The following is an 18482-nucleotide window of genomic DNA, read 5'->3' on the forward strand; positions in this document are numbered from 1 at the left end:
CGCGGAACCGAGCACGTGAGCCCTTTGACCCGAGCCACCTGCGAGCCCGGTTCCGGGAAAAGGAAGAAGCGCCCGGAACCGATCGGTTCCGGGCGCTTCCGCGTCGTTCGGGCCGTACTACGAAGCCGCGCCGACGATGTCCTTCTCCTCGGCGAAGTGGCAGGCCGACTCGTGTGCCGCGGGGGTGTCCGAGCCCTTGAAGCGCTCGGGGACGGCCAGCAGCGGCAGCTCCGTGGAGCACTTGTCCTGGGCCTTCCAGCACCGCGTACGGAAGCGGCAGCCCGACGGCGGGTTCGCCGGCGACGGGACGTCACCGGTGAGGATGATCCGCTCGCCGCGCTCACGGGCCTCGGGGTCCGGGACCGGGACCGCCGACAGCAGCGCCTGGGTGTAGGGGTGCGTCGGGTGGTCGTAGATCTCCGCGTCCGTACCGATCTCGGCCATCTTGCCGAGGTACATCACGCCGACCCGGTCGGAGATGTGCCGGACGATCGACAGGTCGTGCGCGATGAAGACGTAGGAGAGGTTGAACTCGTCCTGGAGCTTCTCCATCAGGTTGATGACCTGCGCCTGCACCGACACGTCGAGCGCGGAGACCGGCTCGTCGCAGATGATGATCTCCGGGTTGAGCGCGAGGCCGCGGGCGATGCCGATGCGCTGGCGCTGACCGCCGGAGAACTGGTGCGGATAGCGGTTGATGTACTCCGGGTTGAGGCCGACGACGTCCAGCAGCTCCTGGACCTTGACCCGCCGGTCGCCCTTCGGGGCCACCTCGGGGTGGATGTCGAAGGGCTCGCCGATGATGTCGCCGACCGTCATGCGCGGGTTCAGCGAGGTGTAGGGGTCCTGGAACACCATCTGGATGTTCCGGCGGACCGCCTTCAGCGCGCGGCCGGACAGCCGGGTGATGTCCTGGCCCTTGTAGAAGACCTCGCCGGACGTGGCCGTCTCCAGCGCCATCAGCAGCCGCGCGACCGTGGACTTGCCACAGCCGGACTCGCCGACGATGCCGAGCGTCTCGCCCTGGTAGAGGTCGAAGGAGACCCCGTCCACGGCCTTGACCGCGCCGACCTGGCGCTTGAACAGGATGCCCTGGCTCAGCGGGAAGTGCTTGACCAGATTGCGCACCTGGAGGATCGGTTCACCGCGCTCCACCGGGGCCTCGATCGCGGCGACCGCGGACGACTCGTCCGTGGCGTCGACGGTCACGACCTCGGTGACGTTCGGGGTGGCGTCCATGGAACCGTCCGTCTTGTCGAGCTCAGCCATGGATCGTCTCCTTCCAGAAGTGGCACGCGCTGCCGCGGCCGGGCAGCTCGCTGCCGTCCTGCTCGGACACCGGGACCAGAGCCGGAATGTCCGTGCGGCAGATGTCCTCGGCCTTGGGGCACCTCGGGTTGAAGGCGCAGCCGGACGGAATCTTGAGCAGGTTGGGCGGCAGACCCTTGATCGCGTAGAGCTCCTGACCCTTCTGGTCGAGGCGCGGGATCGAGTCGAGCAGACCGCGGGTGTACGGGTGCGCGGGCCGCTTGTAGAGCTCGTGCACCGGCGCCGTCTCGACGATCCGGCCCGCGTACATGACCGCGATCTTGTCCGCGACGTCGGCGACGACGCCGAGGTCGTGGGTGATCAGGATCAGACCCATGTTGAACTCGGTCTGGAGCTCCTTGAGCAGGTCCATGACCTGGGCCTGGACGGTCACGTCGAGCGCGGTGGTCGGCTCGTCCGCGATGATCAGGTCCGGCTCCAGCGCCAGTGCCATGGCGATCATGATGCGCTGGCGCATACCGCCGGAGAACTGGTGCGGATAGTCGCCGACCCGCTGCTTGGCGGCGGGGATCTTGACCCGCTCCATCAGCTCGATGGCCTTGAGCTTGGCCTGCTTCTTGGAGAGTCCCTGGTGGACACGGAACATCTCGCCGAGCTGGTAGCCGACCGAGAGCACGGGGTTGAGCGAGGAGAGCGCGTCCTGGAAGATCATCGCGATCTTCTGGCCACGGATCTTCCGCCGCTCCTCGTAGCTCATGGTGAGCATGTCCTGGCCGCGGTACAGGATCTGGCCCTGCGGGATCTTGCCGGGCGGCATGTCGAGGATGCCCATGATCGCCTGGGCGGTCACGGACTTGCCGGAACCGGACTCACCGAGCACGGCCAGGGTCTCGCCGGAGTCCACGCTGTAGTTCACACCGTTGACGGCCTTGGCGACACCGTCACGCGTGTGGAACTCCACGTGCAGGTCGCGCACTTCGAGGAGCGGTGCGTCGTCCGACCCCCCGGCGCGGGGCGCCGGGATGTCTGCTGTCTTGTCCTTGATGGTCACGTCGTACGCCCTCCTCAGCGCAGCTTCGGGTCGAGGGCGTCGCGTACCGCGTCGCCGAGCATGATGAACGCGAAGACCGTGAGGCTGAGCATTCCTGCCGGGAACAGCAGCGCATGCGGGTTGTCCCGGATGGCCTGGCTGCCCTCGGCGATGTCGATGCCCCACGAGATCGTCGGGTCCGCGAGCCCGAGTCCGAGGAACGAGAGCGTCGCCTCGGCCGAGATGTACCCACCGAGCGCGATGGTGGCCACGACGATCGTCGGGGCGAGCGCGTTCGGCAGGACGTGCCGGAAGAGGATCCGCGGGGTGCCGGCGCCGAGCGCGCGCGCCGCCGTCACGTAGTCCGCCTGCTTGGCGGTGATCACGGAGGCCCGCATCACACGGCAGATCGAGGTCCAGCCGAGGAAGGCCAGGGCCAGGATCACCACGTACACCTTGCGGTCGGTGAAGGCGTTCAGGACGACCATCGCACCGAGCAGGAAGGGGATACCGAAGAAGATGTCGGTGATCCGGGAGATGACGGAGTCGAGCCAGCCGCCGAAGTATCCGGCGAGCATGCCCAGCAGGCCACCGACCAGGGTGACCGCGGCGGTCACGCCGACGCCGACCAGGATCGAGGCGCGGGTGCCGTAGATGACACGCGCGTAGATCGAGCGCCCCTGGCCGTCGTAACCGAACCAGTCGGCCTGGAAGAAGTGCCCCAGCTCCGGCTTGGTCAGGAAGTGGTTGGTCAGATCGCCGTTGCGCGGGTCGGCGCCGGTGAACAGCCCCGGGAAGGCGGCTATGACCAGCAGGAGCAGCAGCAGGATCGAGGAGATCCAGAACATCGGGCGGTGGCGCAGGTCGAACCAGGCGTCACCCCAGAGGCTGCGCGGCTTGCCCTGCTCCTTGTGGCCGTCGGCGGCCGAGGGAGCGGCGGTGGCGTCCACCACCGCTTCGGTCTGGGTCTGGGTCACGTCAGGCATACCGGATCCTCGGGTCCAGGACCGCGTACAGCAGGTCGACGAGCAGGTTGATCACAAGGATGACGAGGACGAAGACCGTGACGACGCCGACGATCGTCGAACCCTCGCGCTGCTGCAGCGCCTTGAAGAGCAGGTTTCCGACACCCTGGACATTGAAGATGCCCTCGGTCACGACCGCGCCGCCGATGAAGCCGCCGACGTCCGTACCGAGGAAGGTGACGACCGGGATCAGCGAGTTGCGCAGCAGGTGCACACCGATGATGCGGCGCCGCGGCAGGCCCTTGGCCATCGCGGTGCGCATGTAGTCGGCGCGCAGGTTCTCCGCGAAGGTCGTGCGCGTCAGCCGTGCCACGTACGCCATGGAGAGCATGGCGAGCACGAAGCCCGGTAGGAACAACTGCGCGTAGTCCGTGGAGTCCTGGACGTTCGGGGCCACCCAGCCGAGCTGGTCCGCGAGGACGAAGCGGGCGAGGAAGCCGAGCACGAACACCGGGATCGAGATGACGATCAGGGTGAAGATCAGTACGCCGGTGTCGGCGGCCTTGCCGGCCCGCAGGCCCGCCCAGGCGCCGAGCCCGATGCCGACGATGATCTCGATGAGCATCGCCACCGCGGTCAGCCGCAGGGTCACCGGGAAGGACTCGGACATCTCGTCGATGACTTCGCGACCACCGAAGGTCTTGCCGAAGTCGCCCTGGAAGAGATTGCCCATGTAGTCGATGTACTGCTTCCACAGGGGCTGGTCGAGCCCGAACTCATGGCGGAGCGACGCGACCTGTGCGGGGTCTGCCGCCTTGTCTCCCCACATCGCCCGGATTGGGTCACCGGGAAGGATGTGGACCATGAGGAAAATAATCAGAGTGGTCCCGATGAATACCGGGATCATCTGGAGCAGTCGCCTTGCGACGTAACGCCCCATCATGCCTCCATGCCGTGAGGGGTCGGCGATGGCCTTCTCAGAGTGGTCTCCGCCGCGGGGTGTGGGGGGAGAGCCCCGGGGCATCGCCTACAGCCGGTTCCGCCGCTCCCGAAGAGGAGCGGCGAAACCGGCCTTCGGATCCCGATGCTTACTTCTTGGCCTTGACCTGGACGTCGGTGAAGATCGGGTCACCGTCCTGGCCGTAGACGATCTTGCCGAACACGTTCGTCGACTGACCGGAGTTGACCTTGTAGAACCACAGCGGAATGGCGGGCATGTCGTTCTTCAGGAGCTGCTCGGCGTCCTGGTACATCTTGACGGTCTCGTCGAGCGTCTTGGCCTTGTCGGCCTTCGCTGCGAGAGCGTCGAACTCCTTGTTGGAGTAGCCCGAGGTGTTGCCCGCTGCGGTGGTGCCGTACAGGTCGCGCATGAAGTTCGAGTTGACCGGGTAGTCGAGCACCCAGCCACCGCGGTACATGGACTTGACCTGCTTGTTGTCACGCGCGTTCAGGTCGGCCTGGAAGTCCGGCTTGGAGTCACCGGTGCACTCGACGCCGGTGGCCTTGCGGATGCTGTTGCAGACCGCGTCGACCCACGGCTTGTGCGACTGGTCGGCGTTGAACTGGATCGAGATCTTGTTGCCCGGGACGCCGCCACCGTCCTTGATGAGCTTCTTCGCCTTGGCCGGGTCGTACTTCACGATGTCACCGAGGGCGCCGGGCTTGTAGCCGATCACACCGCGGGCGACGAACGAGTCGGCCGGGGTACGGGTGCCGTGCAGCACGGTCTTGGTGATCGTGTCACGGTCGATGGCCATCGACAGACCCTGGATGACCTTGGGGTCGATGTTCTTGAACTGCTTGGTGTAGAACGCCGGGACGATCGACTGCACCGCGGAGTACTCCGCGTCGATGGCGCGGTCGCCGAGGTCCTGCTTGTAGCTCGTCAGCGACGTCGTCGGGATCTGCTCGATCCAGTCGAGGTTGTTCGACCGCAGGTCCGAGTAGGCGGCGTCGGCGGTGGTGTAGTTCTTGAAGTCGATGCCACCGTTCTTGGCCTTGTTCGGGCCCTGGTAACCGTCGAACTTCCGAACCTTGATCAGCTTCTTGTGGTCCCACGAGACGAACTTGTAGGGGCCGTTGCCGATCGGCTTCTGGCCGGCGGCGGCCGGGTCCTTGAAGAAGGACTCGGGCAGCGGCGCCCAGACGTCGTAACCCAGCTTGTACGCGAAGTACGAGACCGGGCCGGTCAGGCTGATCGTGAAGGTGTTGTCGTCGACGATCTTCAGACCGGACATCTTGTCGGCCTTCGGCGCACCCTTGGCCGGGTGGACGTCCTCGTAGCCCTTGATGTCCTGGAACCAGCTGGAGTTGGTCTGGTTGTTCTTGACGTTGGCCGACCAGTTCCAGGAGTCCACGAAGGACTTGGAGGTGACCGTGGTGCCGTCGTGGAACTTCCAGCCCGGCTTGAGCTTGACGGTCCACACGGACGAGTCCGCGTTGGGCGTCACGGACTCGGCGTTCACGTACGTCAGCTTGCCGGTGCCGGGCTCGTAGTCGACCAGGCCGGAGAAGATGGTGCGCAGGACACGGCTGCCCTGGCTCTCCTTGGCGTTCGCCGGCTGGAGCGGGTTCTGCGGCTCGCCGAGCTGGGCGGTCAGGATCCCGTTCGGGTCCGCCTTGCCCGAGTTCATGTCCTTGCCGCTGTCGCTGTCGTTACCACCACAAGCGGTCGCGGCCAGGGCGATGATGGCCGCTCCCGCGACCCACTTGGCGCTCTTGGCACCACGCATGGGTTTCCTCCTCATGAGTCCACTTTTGACTACAAGAAGGGCACTGGAGTGATACACCGACACCCCTGACGGTGATCGTTTCAGTGCCCCTAGTGTGCTCGTGAGTCGGCACTCCCCACAGTGCGTGACCCATTGACCCGAGCTCAATGGAGCCAACTATTAAGTACGACCGGGCTGTAAACCACACTTAAGGGGTCTCGTTTTGACAACATCGAGAAACCCCGATTGCCCGAAATCCGGACAAAGTGATCCCAGACAGACACGCTCGAAACGGACCGTTAACGCAGCTTTCGGAGAGCGACGATCGATATGCGGACGGATCGCCGATGAAATCCACTGGACAGGGGCCTGATCGGCCTGCTTGACAGCGCACCGCCGATTCTGCGTGATTGCTGATGCAACACCGGATGCAACACCACGCGCCCGGACGACCCCTCGGTCCATCGCACGACGGGGCCCGGCCTTCCGTCAACTGGCGGAAGGCCGGGCCCCGTTGTGTCGTTCATCCGGGCACGCGCGGCGCCCGGTGCCGGATCAGCGCTTGGCGCGCGACGCGGCGCGGCCGCGCTCCTTCTGGTCGAGGACGACCTTGCGGATACGGACCGTCTCCGGGGTCACCTCGATGCACTCGTCCTCGCGGCAGAACTCCAGGGACTGCTCCAGGGAGAGCTTGCGGGCCGGCACCACGTTCTCCGTGGTGTCGGCGGAAGCCGCACGCATATTGGTGAGCTTCTTCTCCTTGGTGATGTTCACGTCCATGTCGTCGGCGCGGGAGTTCTCGCCGACGATCATGCCCTCGTAGACCTCGGTGCCGGCCTCGGTGAAGATGACACCGCGCTCCTGGAGGTTAACCATGGCGAACGGCGTCACGGAACCCGAACGGTCCGCGACCAGCGAGCCGTTGTGACGGGTGCGGAGCTCGCCGAACCACGGCTCGTGGCCCTCGAAGATGGAGTGCGCGATGCCCGTGCCGCGGGTCTGCGTCAGGAACTCCGTGCGGAAGCCGATGAGGCCGCGGGACGGGACGATCCACTCCATGCGGACCCAGCCCGAACCGTGGTTCGTCATCGTCTCCATGCGGCCCTTGCGGGTCGCCATCAGCTGGGTGATCGCACCGAGGTGCTCCTCGGGGGAGTCGATCGTCATGCGCTCGATCGGCTCGTGCGTCTTGCCGTCGACCTGCTTGGTGACGACCTCCGGCTTGCCGACCGTGAGCTCGAAGCCCTCACGGCGCATCTGCTCGACGAGGATGGCCAGCGCGAGCTCACCGCGGCCCTGGACCTCCCAGGCGTCGGGGCGCTCGGTGTCCAGGACGCGGAGCGAGACGTTACCGATCAGCTCGCGGTCGAGGCGGTCCTTCACCTGGCGGGCGGTGACCTTGTGGCCCTTGCCGCCCTTGCCGACCAGCGGCGAGGTGTTCGTACCGATGGTCATCGAGATGGCCGGCTCGTCGACCGTGATCAGCGGCAGCGCGATCGGGTTCTCGGGGTCGGCCAGGGTCTCGCCGATCATGATGTCCGGGATACCGGCGATGGCGCAGATGTCGCCGGGGCCCGCCTTCTCGGCGGCCTTGCGGGTGAGCGCCTCGGTCATCAGCAGCTCGGTGATGCGGACGTTGGACATCGTGCCGTCGCGCTTGATCCAGGTGACGGTCTGGCCCTTGCGCAGCTCGCCCTGCTCGACGCGGCAGAGCGCGATACGGCCGAGGAAGTTGTCGGCGTCCAGGTTGGTGACGTGGGCCTGGAGCGGGGCTTCCTCGTCGTACTCCGGGGCCGGGACGTGCGCCAGGATCGTGGAGAAGAACGGCTCCAGGTTGTCGCTGTCGGCCGGGACGGTGCCGTCCTCCGGCTTGGTCAGCGAGGCGACGCCGTCACGGGCGCAGGCGTAGACGATCGGGAACTCGATCTGGTCCTCGTCCGCGTCCAGGTCCAGGAACAGGTCGTACGTCTCGTCGACGACCTCGGCGATCCGGGAGTCGGGGCGGTCGGTCTTGTTGATGCAGAGGATGACCGGCATCTTCGCGGAGAGCGCCTTGCGCAGCACGAAGCGGGTCTGCGGGAGCGGGCCCTCGGAGGCGTCGACCAGGAGCACGACCGCGTCCACCATCGACAGACCGCGCTCGACCTCACCACCGAAGTCGGCGTGGCCGGGGGTGTCGATGATGTTGATCGTGATCGGGTCCCCGCCGTCCTTGGGGTGATACTTCACCGCCGTGTTCTTGGCGAGGATCGTGATGCCCTTCTCACGCTCCAGGTCGTTCGAGTCCATCATGCGTTCGTCGAGGTTCTCGGCGGCGTGCGCGGCGAAGGCGCCGGCCTGCCTGAGCATGGCGTCGACCAGCGTGGTCTTGCCGTGGTCGACGTGGGCGACGATGGCTACGTTACGGATGTCGTGGCGCGTGGGCATGGGTGGCTTGCGCTTCTCTCGGATCGTGGGATCAGGCGTCTAAGTCGGTCTCAAGTCCTCGTACGCCCGCCGGGCGGACGCGCCACGGCTAGTCCAATGGTACGGGGCTGGCGCCGCCGCGGCTTCCCGGGCGAGTTTTACCGGCCTCGGGACGGGCCTGTGCCGGGTCCGTCGAGCCGGAGCGGACGGTGGTCGCACCGAGTGCCGACGAGCACGGCTGCCCTGGTGAGAACCCGCGTCCGCCTCGCGTTCCTGCCCCGGTGGCCGGTTCTTCCGGTGAATTTCACCGGTGATACGGCCGCGGCCCGGCAGGCGGCGGAGGCGGACGCGGGATCGCGCGGCTTCGGAGGTGGGGCTCCGAAGCGGAGTCTCCGAGGTCCGGAGTAAGGGCTCCGGGGCGGGGGTCTCGGAGGTGGGGGGATCGAGCGGCCACCCGGGTCAGCGGGTAGAAGCGACCTTGCCCGCCGGGCACGCCGGCGGGCAAGGGATTTGAGCCAGTTCTGAGCTTCTGGCGCTATTCTGACCTGCTACTTCTTCTTATTGGCCGGGGCTCCGGCGGCCTGCGGCTTCTTGAAACCGATGTCCTGGTAGTGGGGTGCCCCGAAGCCGAAGGCGCCGACGTTCACCAGCTTCCGGCTCGCTGCCACGAGCTGCGGACGCTGGTAGAGCGGAATCGACCCCGCGGCGGCCCAGATCCGGGCGTCGGCCTGCTTCATCAGATCACGGGCGGTGCCCTCGTCCAGCTCGGAGACCGCCTGGTCGAAGAGCTGGTCGATGTGGTCCGTGCCGACGCGGGTGTAGTTCTGCTCGACCAGCAGCGAGCCGTCGGTGGCGGGCACCGGCTTCGCGAAGATCGGGCGGTCGTCGGTCGCCGGGTAGGCGGTCGCGGGCCAGGAGTACAGGGCCAGGTCGTAGTCGCCGGAAGCGATGTGGTCCTGGAAGTAGCTCTCGTCGGAGACCTTGGTGATCTCCGTACGGATGCCGACCGATTCGAGCATCGCCGAGATCTTGTCCCCGACGCTGCGCAGCGGCTCCGACCCGGGACCGGACGGCAGGACGAAGCGCAGGGTCAGCGGCTTGCCGTCCTTGCCGAGCGGACCGTGGCGCGTGTCGGCAGCCCGCGCGGGGGCCTCGGTGCCCGCAGGGGCGTACGCACCGGCGGTGCCGCCCGGCCGCTTGTCCTGGGCCGTGACCTTGGCGGGGACGTCCTCGGAGGTGCCGGACTCGGAGGTGCCGGACTCGGAGAGGTATCCGGCCTGGCGCAGCAGGGCGGAGCTGTGGAACGCGGCGGTGGGGGCGGGGGCGAGTACGTGGGTGGGTCCGCCCGTCGGGTCGCCGTCGCCGGGCTTGTCGTCGTCGCCGACGATGTACAGGCCGTCGTCGGCGGCGGGCTCGCGCCGGTCCGCGCCGTCGCCGGTCTTGCCGTCCGTGCTGCCCGCCTTCCCGGCGGCCGGGCCCGTCCCCTTCTTCTCCGCGTCCTTCCCGCCCTTCTTTCCGGCCTCGCTGCCCGCCTTGGTGCCGTCCGACTTGCTGACCGCGCCCTCCGGCGTCCAGCCCGCGTCGGCCAGCAGCGCCTGCGCCTCCTCGGTGTCCTGGCCGCCGAGCGCGTCGCTGCTGTCCTTGTACGCGGGCTGCCCAGCCAGGGCCAGGTGGCTGCCGAGCGGCTGCGCGGGCAGGCCGAGCGGCTTGAGCACGGTGTCGACCAGCTCCTGGCGGTTCAGGGCGCGGGCGACCGCCCGGCGCACCCGGTCGTCGGCGAGCGGTCCGGACTCGCCGTTCAGCGCGAGCTGGGTGTAGGCGGGCTCCAGCGACTTGCGCACCACGTAGGCGCTCAGCCCGCCCTGCTCGGTGGCGTACGCCTTGGCGGCGGCCCGGCTCTTCGCCCTGGCCGCCTGCGCGGCGGCCGCTTCCTCGGCGTTCGAGCCGTGTGCCACGGCCCAGGAGCGCAGGGCGGCGGCCGGACCGGTCGCGGCGCCGGGTCCATGGGTGAGCTGCTGCCCGTTCGCGCCCTTGTCGCGGGCCGCCTGCACGATCCGGTGCGCCGCCGCGGCGTCGACGTCGGCCACGTCGACCTTGCCCGCGGCCAGGGCCTCGGCCCGGTCCTTCGGCGCGACGGCCCTGAAGACCAGCGAGTCGAGCTTGGCCGGGTTGCCCCACCAGCGCGGGTTGCGGACCAGGGTGACTTCGCCCGCCCGCTTGTCCACCCCGCGCAGCCGGAACGGTCCCGAGGTCGCCTTGAGGGTGGTCCGGGCTCCGTCGTTGAAGGCGTCCGGGGAGCCGGTCACCTCCTTCGGGTACAGCGGGGAGAACAGTGAGCGCCAGTCCGCGTACGGCTTGGCGAAGGTGACCCGTACCTCCAGGTCGTCCGCACCGCGCTCGATCTTCTCGATGCGGTCGTAGCCGGCGTTGCGGGCGGTCCAGAACGCCGAGTGCTTGCCGCTCAGCGCCCGCCACTGGGCAACGAAGTCGGGCGCCCCGATCTCCCGGCCGTCGCTCCACACCGCCTGCTGGTTGAGCCGGTAGAGCACCACCTGCCTGGGCTCGCGCTCGACCACCTTCGCGGACTCCAGATAGTCCGGGTTCAGCTGCGGCCTGCCGTTGGCGTCCAGCGGGAAGAGCGTCGGCAGCAGTGCGCCGGTGATCCGGGTGGTGGAGCTGTCGGCGTCCGCCTGGAAGGCGTTGAGGGTGGTGGGCACGGCGTCGATCGCCCAGTCGACCGTGCCGCCCTCGGCGACCAGGTTCCGGCCGGTGACCGCGATGTCCTGGGCGGCGATCCCGGCGGACGTGGCGCCGTCGCCGGAGCTGCAGCCCGCCAGCACGGGGAGCGTCAGCACACCCGTCGTGAGGAGCGCGAGGGAGCGGCGCTTTCGAGCTGTCTCCCGCGGGACGCCGACGTGGGACATGGCTGATACCTCCGGGGCCGGCCCGACCCACCCGTCAGAGGGTGTGTCAGATTGTGCGTTTTTGGTGGCATTTGCAGTTGATCACACTGGTTCCGTCCGTCCACTGAAGGCGCCCCCGCGCGAGCGGCGGCGCAGACACGGCGCGACGGCCCCGAACCTCACCCGTGCGGCGCAGCGGCCCCGGCTGCCGCGCCGCACGGGTGAGGTCGACCGGCCACGAGGATCGGGCCGGCCGGGAGGATCAGCCGAGCAGCGCGACGATCACCTCCGTCGTGTCCGTCTCGCTCAGGCGCGGGAAGATCTTTTCGACGCTGTTGCGGTGGGCGTCGGCGTCCATGTCGGTGATCGCGTCCGTGACGACCGTGACGTTGTAGCCGTGCTCGTATGCCGAGCGGGCCGTGGACTCCACGCCGATGCTGGTCGCGACGCCGGTGAGGACCACCTGGGTGACGCCGGCGCGGCGCAGCCGGAGGTCGAGGTCGGTGCCGTGGAAGGCACCCCAGGTGCGCTTGGTGACCACGATGTCGCCCTCGCGCGGGCCGAGCTCGGGCACGATGTCGGCCCAGTCGGCGGGCGGCTGCCCGCCGGCCCCCGCCGGTGCCTCGTTGCGGCCGGGGGCACCGTCGACCACATGGACCAGGACGACCGGGAGGCCCTTGGCGCGGAAGGCGTCGGCGAGGGTGACGGAGTTGGCGACGACGTCGGCGGTGGGGTGGGCGGTGTCCAGGGAAACGATGCCCTTCTGGAGATCGATGACGACCAGGGCGGTCTTCGGGTCGAGGATGGTGGCGGTCATGGTGGTGCTCCTGTGTGGCGTGGGCGAACGGTTCGGACGTGGGTACGTCTACGCGTGCGGGGCGATGCGGGTACGGGGGCGCGGGGTGCGGTGGGGTGACGGCCGGTGCCGGTCCGGCGGACGGCCGCCCGTCACCTCCCGGTCCGGCGGCGGAGCGGTGCCGTCACTTCCCGGTCAGCCGGTCCATCAGCTCGACGGCCTCGGCCATGGTGCGGCGATCGGCGCCGTCGAGCTCGGCCGCGATGGCCGAGGCGAGCCAGTCGTGCTTGGCGGCCCGGACCTCGGCGAGCGTCGCGGTCCCGGACTCCGTGAGCGACATCACCGACTTCCGGCCGTCGGCCGGATCGGGCGCCCGCTCGACGAGCCCCTGGCTCTCCAGCGCGCCGAGGGTCAGCCGCATGGACTGCGGACGCACATACTCCGCACGGGCCAGCGCGGCCGTGGTGGCCGGACCCTCACGGTCCAGCCTGGCGAGCACCGACCGCTGCGTCGGCGTGAGCAGACCGCCCGACGAGGTGCTGCGCAGCCGCCGCAGCAACCGGCCGACCACGGCGGCGAGCTGCGTCGCCAGCTGCTCGGCGGACGGCTCGGCGGACGACGCGGCGCGACGGTCGGCGGGTGTGGTTCCAGTCGGTTCCGGCATGCCCTCAAGGTAAAAGATGAACAGGCCACCTTGCAAGGTTGCCTGTCTATTTTTCAGCCAGGGACCGGGACGGTCTTGCTCGTCACGCGGCCCGCGATCTAGTGTGAATGCGCTTTCAAAAGAGGGTGGTACGTGCAACAGCAGGTGCTTGGGTACGGAAGAAGAAGCGGACGGTCGGTCGAGTGAGCGCCCCAACGGTGTACGACGTCGCCGAGCGGTCGGGCGTCTCCATTGCCACGGTCTCGCGGGTCTACCGCACCCCCGATTCGGTACGCGCCCAGACCCGCGAGCGGGTCCTCGAAGCCGCCCGCCAACTCGGTTACGTACCCAGCGGGAACGCCCGCGGTCTGGCCAGCCGGACCACCGGCGTGCTCGGCCTCTGCTTCCCCGACTACGCCGATCCCGACGCCGAGGCCGACGCGGAGGCGGACAGCGACGCCGACGACGCGGTGATGCTCTACTCCGACCAGATCATCCGGGGCATGGAGCGGGCGGCGCGGCGGCACGGTTACGCGCTGCTGATCGCCGCCTCGCTGGAGGGCGGGCCCGAGAGCCTCGTCGCGAAGGTCGCGGGCCGGGTCGACGGTTTCGCGGTGCTGGCGCAGACCGTGCCGACCGAGGACCTCGAAGTGATATCGCGCCGGCTTCCGGTGGTGATGCTCGCCGGCCCCCGCGAGATCGACCATCTCGACCACATCGTCGTCGCGAACGCGGACGGCGAGCGCGAACTGGCCCGCCATCTGATCGAGGACCACGGGCTGCGCAGGCTCGCCTTCGTCGGCGGCGAGGTCGAGTCGCCGGACGCCGAGGCGCGGTTCCTGGGCTTCCGGCAGGCCTGCCACGAAGCCGGGCTCCCGGTGCCGGACGCGCCCGATCTGCGGGCCGAGATGATGACGCAGGCCGAGGGCGCGCGGGCCGCGGAGGCGCTGCTCGACCGGCCCGGCGAACGGCCGGAGGGGGTGCTCTTCGCCAACGACCAGATGGCGGTGGGCGCGCTGCGCGCCCTGGAGCGGCGCGGGGTGCGGGTGCCCGAGGACATCGCGGTGACCGGCTTCGACGGGATTCCGCTGAGCCGGATCGTCCGGCCGCCGCTGACGACCGTGCGCCAGCCGATCCGTCAGCTCGGCGAGCAGGCGGTGGAGCTGCTGGTGCAGCGGCTGGGCAACAGCGGCAGCGAGCCGGTGTCGCTCATGCTCCCGGTGTCCCTGATCCGCCGCGCCAGCTGCGGCTGCGGCTGACGCGACCGGCCCGCCCGGCGGCCCCTCGGGACCGCCCGGCGCCCCTCGTCCTCAGGCCCGCCCCAGCCGCGCCCCGAAGAACCGCTGCCGGGCCGCCCGGAGCTCCGCCACCTCCGCCGCCGTGCCCTCGTACTCGAAGTGCCCCGCGTTCAGCACCTGCAACTCGTGATCACCGGCCAGCGCGTTGTGCACGGCGAACTGCCCCGGCGGCGGCACCGAGGGGTCGAAGAGCGCCGCGGCCACCAGCGTGGGCGTCTCCAGCCGCGTCGCGGCCGTGGCGGCATCGAAGTACGGCAGCACCTCGGTGACCTCGGGATGGCCGAGGCGATACTCCCGCACCGCCTCCCCGCTGCCGATGCACGGCAGGGTGAGCCGCAGCGGGTGGTTGCCGAAGGTGGGCACCGTCAGCTGCCCGGCCCCGAAACGGTCGTCCCAGGGCAGCGCCAGCGCGCCCAGCCCGCCGCCGAAGCTCTCCCCGAGGTACCCGAGCCCGGGGCCGCCCTCCCCCGGTGCCAGTTCCGGCACCAGTTCGCCCAGTGCCGACGCCGCGCACCACAGGTCCGCCACGCAGTCGCCGATGACATAGGTGTCGCGCGACTCGATGCCGTGCAGCACGTGCGCGGCGGACACGTCCGGGATGCCCGGGTGCAGTCCGCGTGACTTCATGCCCCGTACGCACGGCAGGATCGCCGCGGCCCGGGGCAGCGGCAGCGGCACGTCGGGGCCCGGCTCGTCCCGGCCGCCGTAGCCGTGCCCGATGACGAATCCGTACTCCGCCGGCCCCTCGGCGGGCAGCGCCACCCAGCCGCCGAGCCGCACCCCGCCCACCGAGGTGAAGGTCACGCCGTGGATCCGTACCCCGTCGCGCTCCTCCTCCAACGGCCCGAGCTCCGGCTCCGTGGCGACCTTGCGGGCCTCCTCGTACCGGGCCTGCCAGAAGGCGTCGAAATCGTCCGGAGCGGCGGGGGCGGGGACGCCCAGCAGGCCCTGGAGCGTGTATCCGTAAGCCGGATCGAAGGGGAAATCGTGTTCGAGCGAAGCCATGGACACGACCGTATCCGCCCCGTCCGCGACGGTACAGACCTGTTGATCACCACGGGGCCGACAGCGAAATCGGTCACATCATCCCCAATTTCGCAAACGACACACTTACCGTGCCAAGTTGAACATTCAGATGTCCAGCACGTTGCACGAGTGTGACCTAGCACCCTCTTGCGGATTCCTGAATCTCTGCCGCAGAGTGATGTATGCGCTTACAGGCAGCGCATACATCCGGATTGCTCAAGGAGGAGCCCTCCATGTCCCGCACCGCCAGAAACGCCTCGATCGGTATCGCAGTCACGGCTGCGCTCACTCTCGGTCTCACCGCGTGCGGCAGCTCCGGTGGCGACGATGTCGCCGCGGACAAGAAGCAGACGCTCACCGTCTGGGCCATGGGGGCCGAGGGCGAAAAGCTCGCGGATGTGGCCAAGGTCTACGAGAAGGCCAACCCGAACATCACCGTCAAGGTGACCCCGGTCGGCTGGGACGTCGCCCACCAGAAGCTGGTCTCCGCGGCCGCCGCCGGCACCCTGCCGGACGTGGCGCAGATGGGCGGCAGCTACATGGGCGAGTTCGCCGAGCTCGGTGTGCTGGAGCCGGTCGACACCAAGACCTTCAACGAGAAGGACTACTTCCAGTCCGGCTGGAAGCAGGGCGAGGTCGACGGCCAGGCGTACGGCGTGCCGTGGTACGTCGACACCCGCGTCCTGTACTACCGCACCGACCTGGCCGAGAAGGCCGGCATCACCAAGGCTCCGACCAACTGGAAGGAGATGCAGGACCTCGCCACGGCCTACCAGAAAAAGGCCGGAACCAAGTGGGGCCTGTCCATCCAGCCCAGCGGCCTGGACACGGTGCAGAACTTCTACTCCTTCCTGTACTCGGCCGGCGGCGAGATCGTCAACGACAAGGGCGAGGCCGTCATCGACAGCCCCGAGGCCGTCAAGGCGCTCAAGGAGTACGGCTCGTACTTCGACAAGGGGCTCTCCAACAAGTCCGTGCAGCCCGGCTACGACGTGGTCAAGGACTTCGGCAACGGCCGCGTCCCGATGTTCTTCGGCGGCCCGTGGCACGTCACCCTGCTGAACGAGGGCCAGCCGCAGCTCAAGGGCAAGTGGGCGGTGGCCAACGTGCCCGCCGACAAGTCCTCCGTCTCCATGGCCGGCGGCTCCTCCCTGGTGATCTCCAAGGACAGCGAGCACAAGGCCGCCGCCACCGAGTTCATCAAGTACCTGACGGACACCAAGGGCCAGGCCGACTGGTACAAGCGCACCAAGGACCTGCCGGCCAACACCTCCGCCTGGACCTCCGGCACCCTGGCCGACGACGCCGACCTCCAGGTGTTCAAGAAGCAGATGGACACCGCCAAGGCCTCGCCGTCGCTGTCCAACTGGACGGAGATCACCGACAAGGTCGACCAGGCCATCGCCAAGGTCACCCAGGGCAAGGCGTCCGCCGAGGACGCGCTCAAGACCGCCCAGTCCCAAATCGAAGGCCTCGTGAAGTAGGAGTCATGCGCACCATGACCTCAAAGGCCGCTCAGACGGCCAAGGTGCAGGCCGGGCCGGGGGCCTCCGGGTCCCCGGCCACCGGGCCCGCGGGTCGCCGGGGTGGCAAGAAGGCCTCGATGGGCGTGCAGAACGTGGCCGGCTGGCTGTTCTCCACTCCCTTCCTCGTCCTCTTCCTCGTCTTCATGGCGTTCCCGATCGTCGCGACGCTGGTGATGAGCTTCACCGACTTCGGGCTGCGCAATGTCACGCACCCGCTGGACGCGAACTTCATCGGCTTCGAGAACTACGTCAATCTGTTCAGCGACGACAAGTTCCTCAAGTCGCTGTTCAACACGGCGTACTTCGTGGTGATCGGCGTCCCGCTGACGATCTTCCTCGGGCTGCTCGTCGCCGTACTGCTGAACAACGGCATCGACCGGGCCCGGACCTTCTTCCGCGTCGGCTTCTACACCCCGGTGGTCACGACCATCGTCGCGGTCGCCGTGGTCTGGCGGTTCGTGCTCGACCCGAGCGACGGGCTCGTCGCGGGGCTCTTCTCCGAAGTGGGCCTCACCTCGCCCGACTTCCTGGGCTCCGAGACGCTCGCCATGCCGTCGATGATCGCGATGGCGGTCTGGCGCAACCTCGGCACGGTCATGGTGCTCTTCATCGCCGGTCTGCAGGCCATCCCCACCGAGGTGCGGGAGGCCGCGCGGCTGGACGGTGCCGGTGTCTGGCAGGAGTTCAAGGGCATCACCGTGCCCCTGCTGCGGCCGACGCTGCTCTACGCCACGGTGATCACGACCATCGGTTACCTCAATGTCTTCGAGGAGCCGTTCGTGATGACCCAGGGCGGTCCCTCGGACTCCACGCTCACCGTCTCGCTGAACATGTACCGCGAGGGCTTCAACTTCTTCCACATGGGCTATGCGAGTGCCATGGCGTATGTCCTCTTCGTAGTGATCATGGGCATCACGGTGCTGCAGCTCCGACTGCTGAAGGACAACACGAAATGAGCGCCACCAGTGCACCGGGCGCCGTCTCGACGGCGCCGTCGAAGAAGCCCGTGGACACGCCGCCGTCCGGGCCGAAGAAGACCCGCAACCCGAAGCGCGTCCTCGTCTACGTCCTGCTGTCGGTCGGTCTGCTGATCATGTCGGCGCCGTTCCTGTGGATGGCTCTCTCGGCCTTCAAGACGCAAGCGGACCTGACGGCCAGCCCGCCCGTGTGGCTCCCGACCGAGTGGACCCTGCAGAACTTCCGGGACCTGCTCGACAAGCTCGATCTGCCGCTGTACTTCATGAACTCGGTGATCGTGGCGGTGCTGGTCACCGTCTCGAACCTGGTGTTCTGCTCGATGCTCGGGTACGCCCTGGCCAAGCTGAACTTCGCCGGCCGCAACAAGATCTTCGGCCTGGTTCTCGGCGCCCTGATGGTGCCCGGCAACCTGATGCTGCTGCCGCTGTTCGTGCTGATGAGCAAGCTGCATCTGATCGACTCGTACGCCGGCCTGGTGCTGCCGTTCGCCGCCGGAGCCTTCGGGGTCTTCCTGATGCGGCAGTTCATGCAGTCGATCCCGGACGAGCTGCTGGAAGCGGCCCGGATGGACGGCGCCGGTGAGTGGTACATCTTCTGGCGCATCGTGATGCCGCTGGTGAAGCCCGCTCTGGCGACGCTGTCGATCTTCACGTTCCTGGGCTCCTGGAACAACTTCGTCTGGCCGCTCATCGCGACCAACGACCCCGACAAGTACACCCTGCCGGTCGCGCTGGCCACCTTCGCCACCGACCCCAACAAGGCGGGTGGCTCCAACGGCATGCTGATGGCCGGTTCCCTGCTGGTCGTCCTGCCCGTCGTGGTCCTGTTCATCGCGCTCCAGCGGCACTTCACCCAGGGCATCGCCACGGCGGGCATGAAGTAGCCCGCCCCGGCGGCCCCACCGAAACGTACGAGGCCACGGCCCCACACC

14 protein-coding genes are annotated in these 18482 nt (G+C 68.5%); 4 read left to right on the forward strand and 10 right to left on the reverse strand.

Annotated elements, in window-relative coordinates:
• Window positions 1–117 precede the first annotated feature (117 nt).
• From OG611_RS01535 to OG611_RS01575, 9 genes are all read right to left on the reverse strand, one after another.
• A complete protein-coding gene (locus tag OG611_RS01535; protein WP_266414757.1) occupies window positions 118–1269 on the reverse strand; it encodes an ABC transporter ATP-binding protein in 1152 nt (383 codons plus the stop codon).
• On the reverse strand, window positions 1262–2320 hold the full coding sequence (locus OG611_RS01540) for an ABC transporter ATP-binding protein (protein WP_266414759.1): 1059 nt from the start codon (window positions 2318–2320) through the stop codon (window positions 1262–1264). Before OG611_RS01540 ends, OG611_RS01535 begins: the two co-directional genes overlap by 8 nt.
• Before the next feature lie 14 nt (window positions 2321–2334).
• The gene (locus OG611_RS01545) at window positions 2335–3285 is read right to left on the reverse strand and encodes an ABC transporter permease (RefSeq protein WP_266414761.1); all 951 of its coding nucleotides are present in this window, start codon (window positions 3283–3285) and stop codon (window positions 2335–2337) included.
• The gene (locus tag OG611_RS01550) at window positions 3278–4204 is read right to left on the reverse strand and encodes an ABC transporter permease (protein WP_266414763.1); all 927 of its coding nucleotides are present in this window, start codon (window positions 4202–4204) and stop codon (window positions 3278–3280) included. The genes OG611_RS01545 and OG611_RS01550 overlap by 8 nt, the downstream gene beginning before the upstream one ends.
• A 148-nt stretch (window positions 4205–4352) precedes the next feature.
• Entirely contained in the window at window positions 4353–5996 is a 1644-nt protein-coding gene (locus OG611_RS01555; RefSeq protein ID WP_266414765.1) for an ABC transporter substrate-binding protein, read from the reverse strand.
• Window positions 5997–6530: 534 nt separating this feature from the next.
• Window positions 6531–8402 (reverse strand): translational GTPase TypA, encoded by a 1872-nt coding sequence (typA, locus tag OG611_RS01560; RefSeq protein WP_266414767.1) that lies wholly within the window; start codon window positions 8400–8402, stop codon window positions 6531–6533.
• 527 nt (window positions 8403–8929) lie between these two features.
• Window positions 8930–11305 (reverse strand): ABC transporter family substrate-binding protein, encoded by a 2376-nt coding sequence (locus tag OG611_RS01565; protein WP_266414769.1) that lies wholly within the window; start codon window positions 11303–11305, stop codon window positions 8930–8932.
• Window positions 11306–11546: 241 nt separating this feature from the next.
• Window positions 11547–12101, reverse strand: a complete 555-nt coding sequence (locus tag OG611_RS01570) for an isochorismatase family protein (RefSeq protein WP_266414771.1) — start codon at window positions 12099–12101, stop codon at window positions 11547–11549.
• Window positions 12102–12264: 163 nt separating this feature from the next.
• Window positions 12265–12744, reverse strand: a complete 480-nt coding sequence (locus OG611_RS01575) for a MarR family winged helix-turn-helix transcriptional regulator (protein WP_266414773.1) — start codon at window positions 12742–12744, stop codon at window positions 12265–12267.
• Between the two features lie 182 nt (window positions 12745–12926).
• Here OG611_RS01575 and OG611_RS01580 point away from each other — a divergent pair, with 182 nt between their 5' ends.
• A complete protein-coding gene (locus OG611_RS01580; protein WP_266414775.1) occupies window positions 12927–13982 on the forward strand; it encodes a LacI family DNA-binding transcriptional regulator in 1056 nt (351 codons plus the stop codon).
• Window positions 13983–14033: 51 nt separating this feature from the next.
• On the opposite strand, the gene OG611_RS01585 is transcribed toward OG611_RS01580, so the two are convergent.
• Entirely contained in the window at window positions 14034–15026 is a 993-nt protein-coding gene (locus OG611_RS01585) for an acetylxylan esterase (RefSeq protein WP_266414777.1), read from the reverse strand.
• A gap of 254 nt (window positions 15027–15280) precedes the next feature.
• Between OG611_RS01585 and OG611_RS01590 the strand changes: the two genes are divergently transcribed.
• The 3 genes from OG611_RS01590 to OG611_RS01600 are packed head-to-tail and all read left to right on the forward strand — an operon-like array spanning window position 15281 to window position 18434.
• Entirely contained in the window at window positions 15281–16531 is a 1251-nt protein-coding gene (locus OG611_RS01590) for a sugar ABC transporter substrate-binding protein (RefSeq protein WP_266414779.1), read from the forward strand.
• A 5-nt stretch (window positions 16532–16536) separates the two neighbouring features.
• A complete protein-coding gene (locus OG611_RS01595) occupies window positions 16537–17529 on the forward strand; it encodes a carbohydrate ABC transporter permease (RefSeq protein WP_266414781.1) in 993 nt (330 codons plus the stop codon).
• Window positions 17526–18434, forward strand: coding sequence for a carbohydrate ABC transporter permease (locus OG611_RS01600; RefSeq protein WP_266414783.1), 909 nt, complete (start codon window positions 17526–17528; stop codon window positions 18432–18434). The genes OG611_RS01595 and OG611_RS01600 overlap by 4 nt, the downstream gene beginning before the upstream one ends.
• Window positions 18435–18482: the final 48 nt, after the last annotated feature.

The sequence above is a fragment of the Streptomyces sp. NBC_01363 genome (assembly GCF_026340595.1).
Classification (GTDB): Bacteria; Actinomycetota; Actinomycetes; order Streptomycetales; family Streptomycetaceae; genus Streptomyces.

Coding starts and splice junctions, on each gene's coding strand:
- OG611_RS01600 (WP_266414783.1), top strand. CDS start 17,526: ATGAGCGCCACCAGTGCACCGGGCGCCGTCTCGACGGCGCCGTCGAAG.
- OG611_RS01535 (WP_266414757.1), bottom strand. CDS start 1,269: ATGGCTGAGCTCGACAAGACGGACGGTTCCATGGACGCCACCCCGAAC.
- OG611_RS01550 (WP_266414763.1), bottom strand. CDS start 4,204: ATGGGGCGTTACGTCGCAAGGCGACTGCTCCAGATGATCCCGGTATTC.
- OG611_RS01555 (WP_266414765.1), bottom strand. CDS start 5,996: ATGCGTGGTGCCAAGAGCGCCAAGTGGGTCGCGGGAGCGGCCATCATC.
- typA (WP_266414767.1), bottom strand. CDS start 8,402: ATGCCCACGCGCCACGACATCCGTAACGTAGCCATCGTCGCCCACGTC.
- OG611_RS01595 (WP_266414781.1), top strand. CDS start 16,537: ATGCGCACCATGACCTCAAAGGCCGCTCAGACGGCCAAGGTGCAGGCC.
- OG611_RS01545 (WP_266414761.1), bottom strand. CDS start 3,285: ATGCCTGACGTGACCCAGACCCAGACCGAAGCGGTGGTGGACGCCACC.
- OG611_RS01585 (WP_266414777.1), bottom strand. CDS start 15,026: ATGGCTTCGCTCGAACACGATTTCCCCTTCGATCCGGCTTACGGATAC.
- OG611_RS01575 (WP_266414773.1), bottom strand. CDS start 12,744: ATGCCGGAACCGACTGGAACCACACCCGCCGACCGTCGCGCCGCGTCG.
- OG611_RS01565 (WP_266414769.1), bottom strand. CDS start 11,305: ATGTCCCACGTCGGCGTCCCGCGGGAGACAGCTCGAAAGCGCCGCTCC.
- OG611_RS01590 (WP_266414779.1), top strand. CDS start 15,281: ATGTCCCGCACCGCCAGAAACGCCTCGATCGGTATCGCAGTCACGGCT.
- OG611_RS01570 (WP_266414771.1), bottom strand. CDS start 12,101: ATGACCGCCACCATCCTCGACCCGAAGACCGCCCTGGTCGTCATCGAT.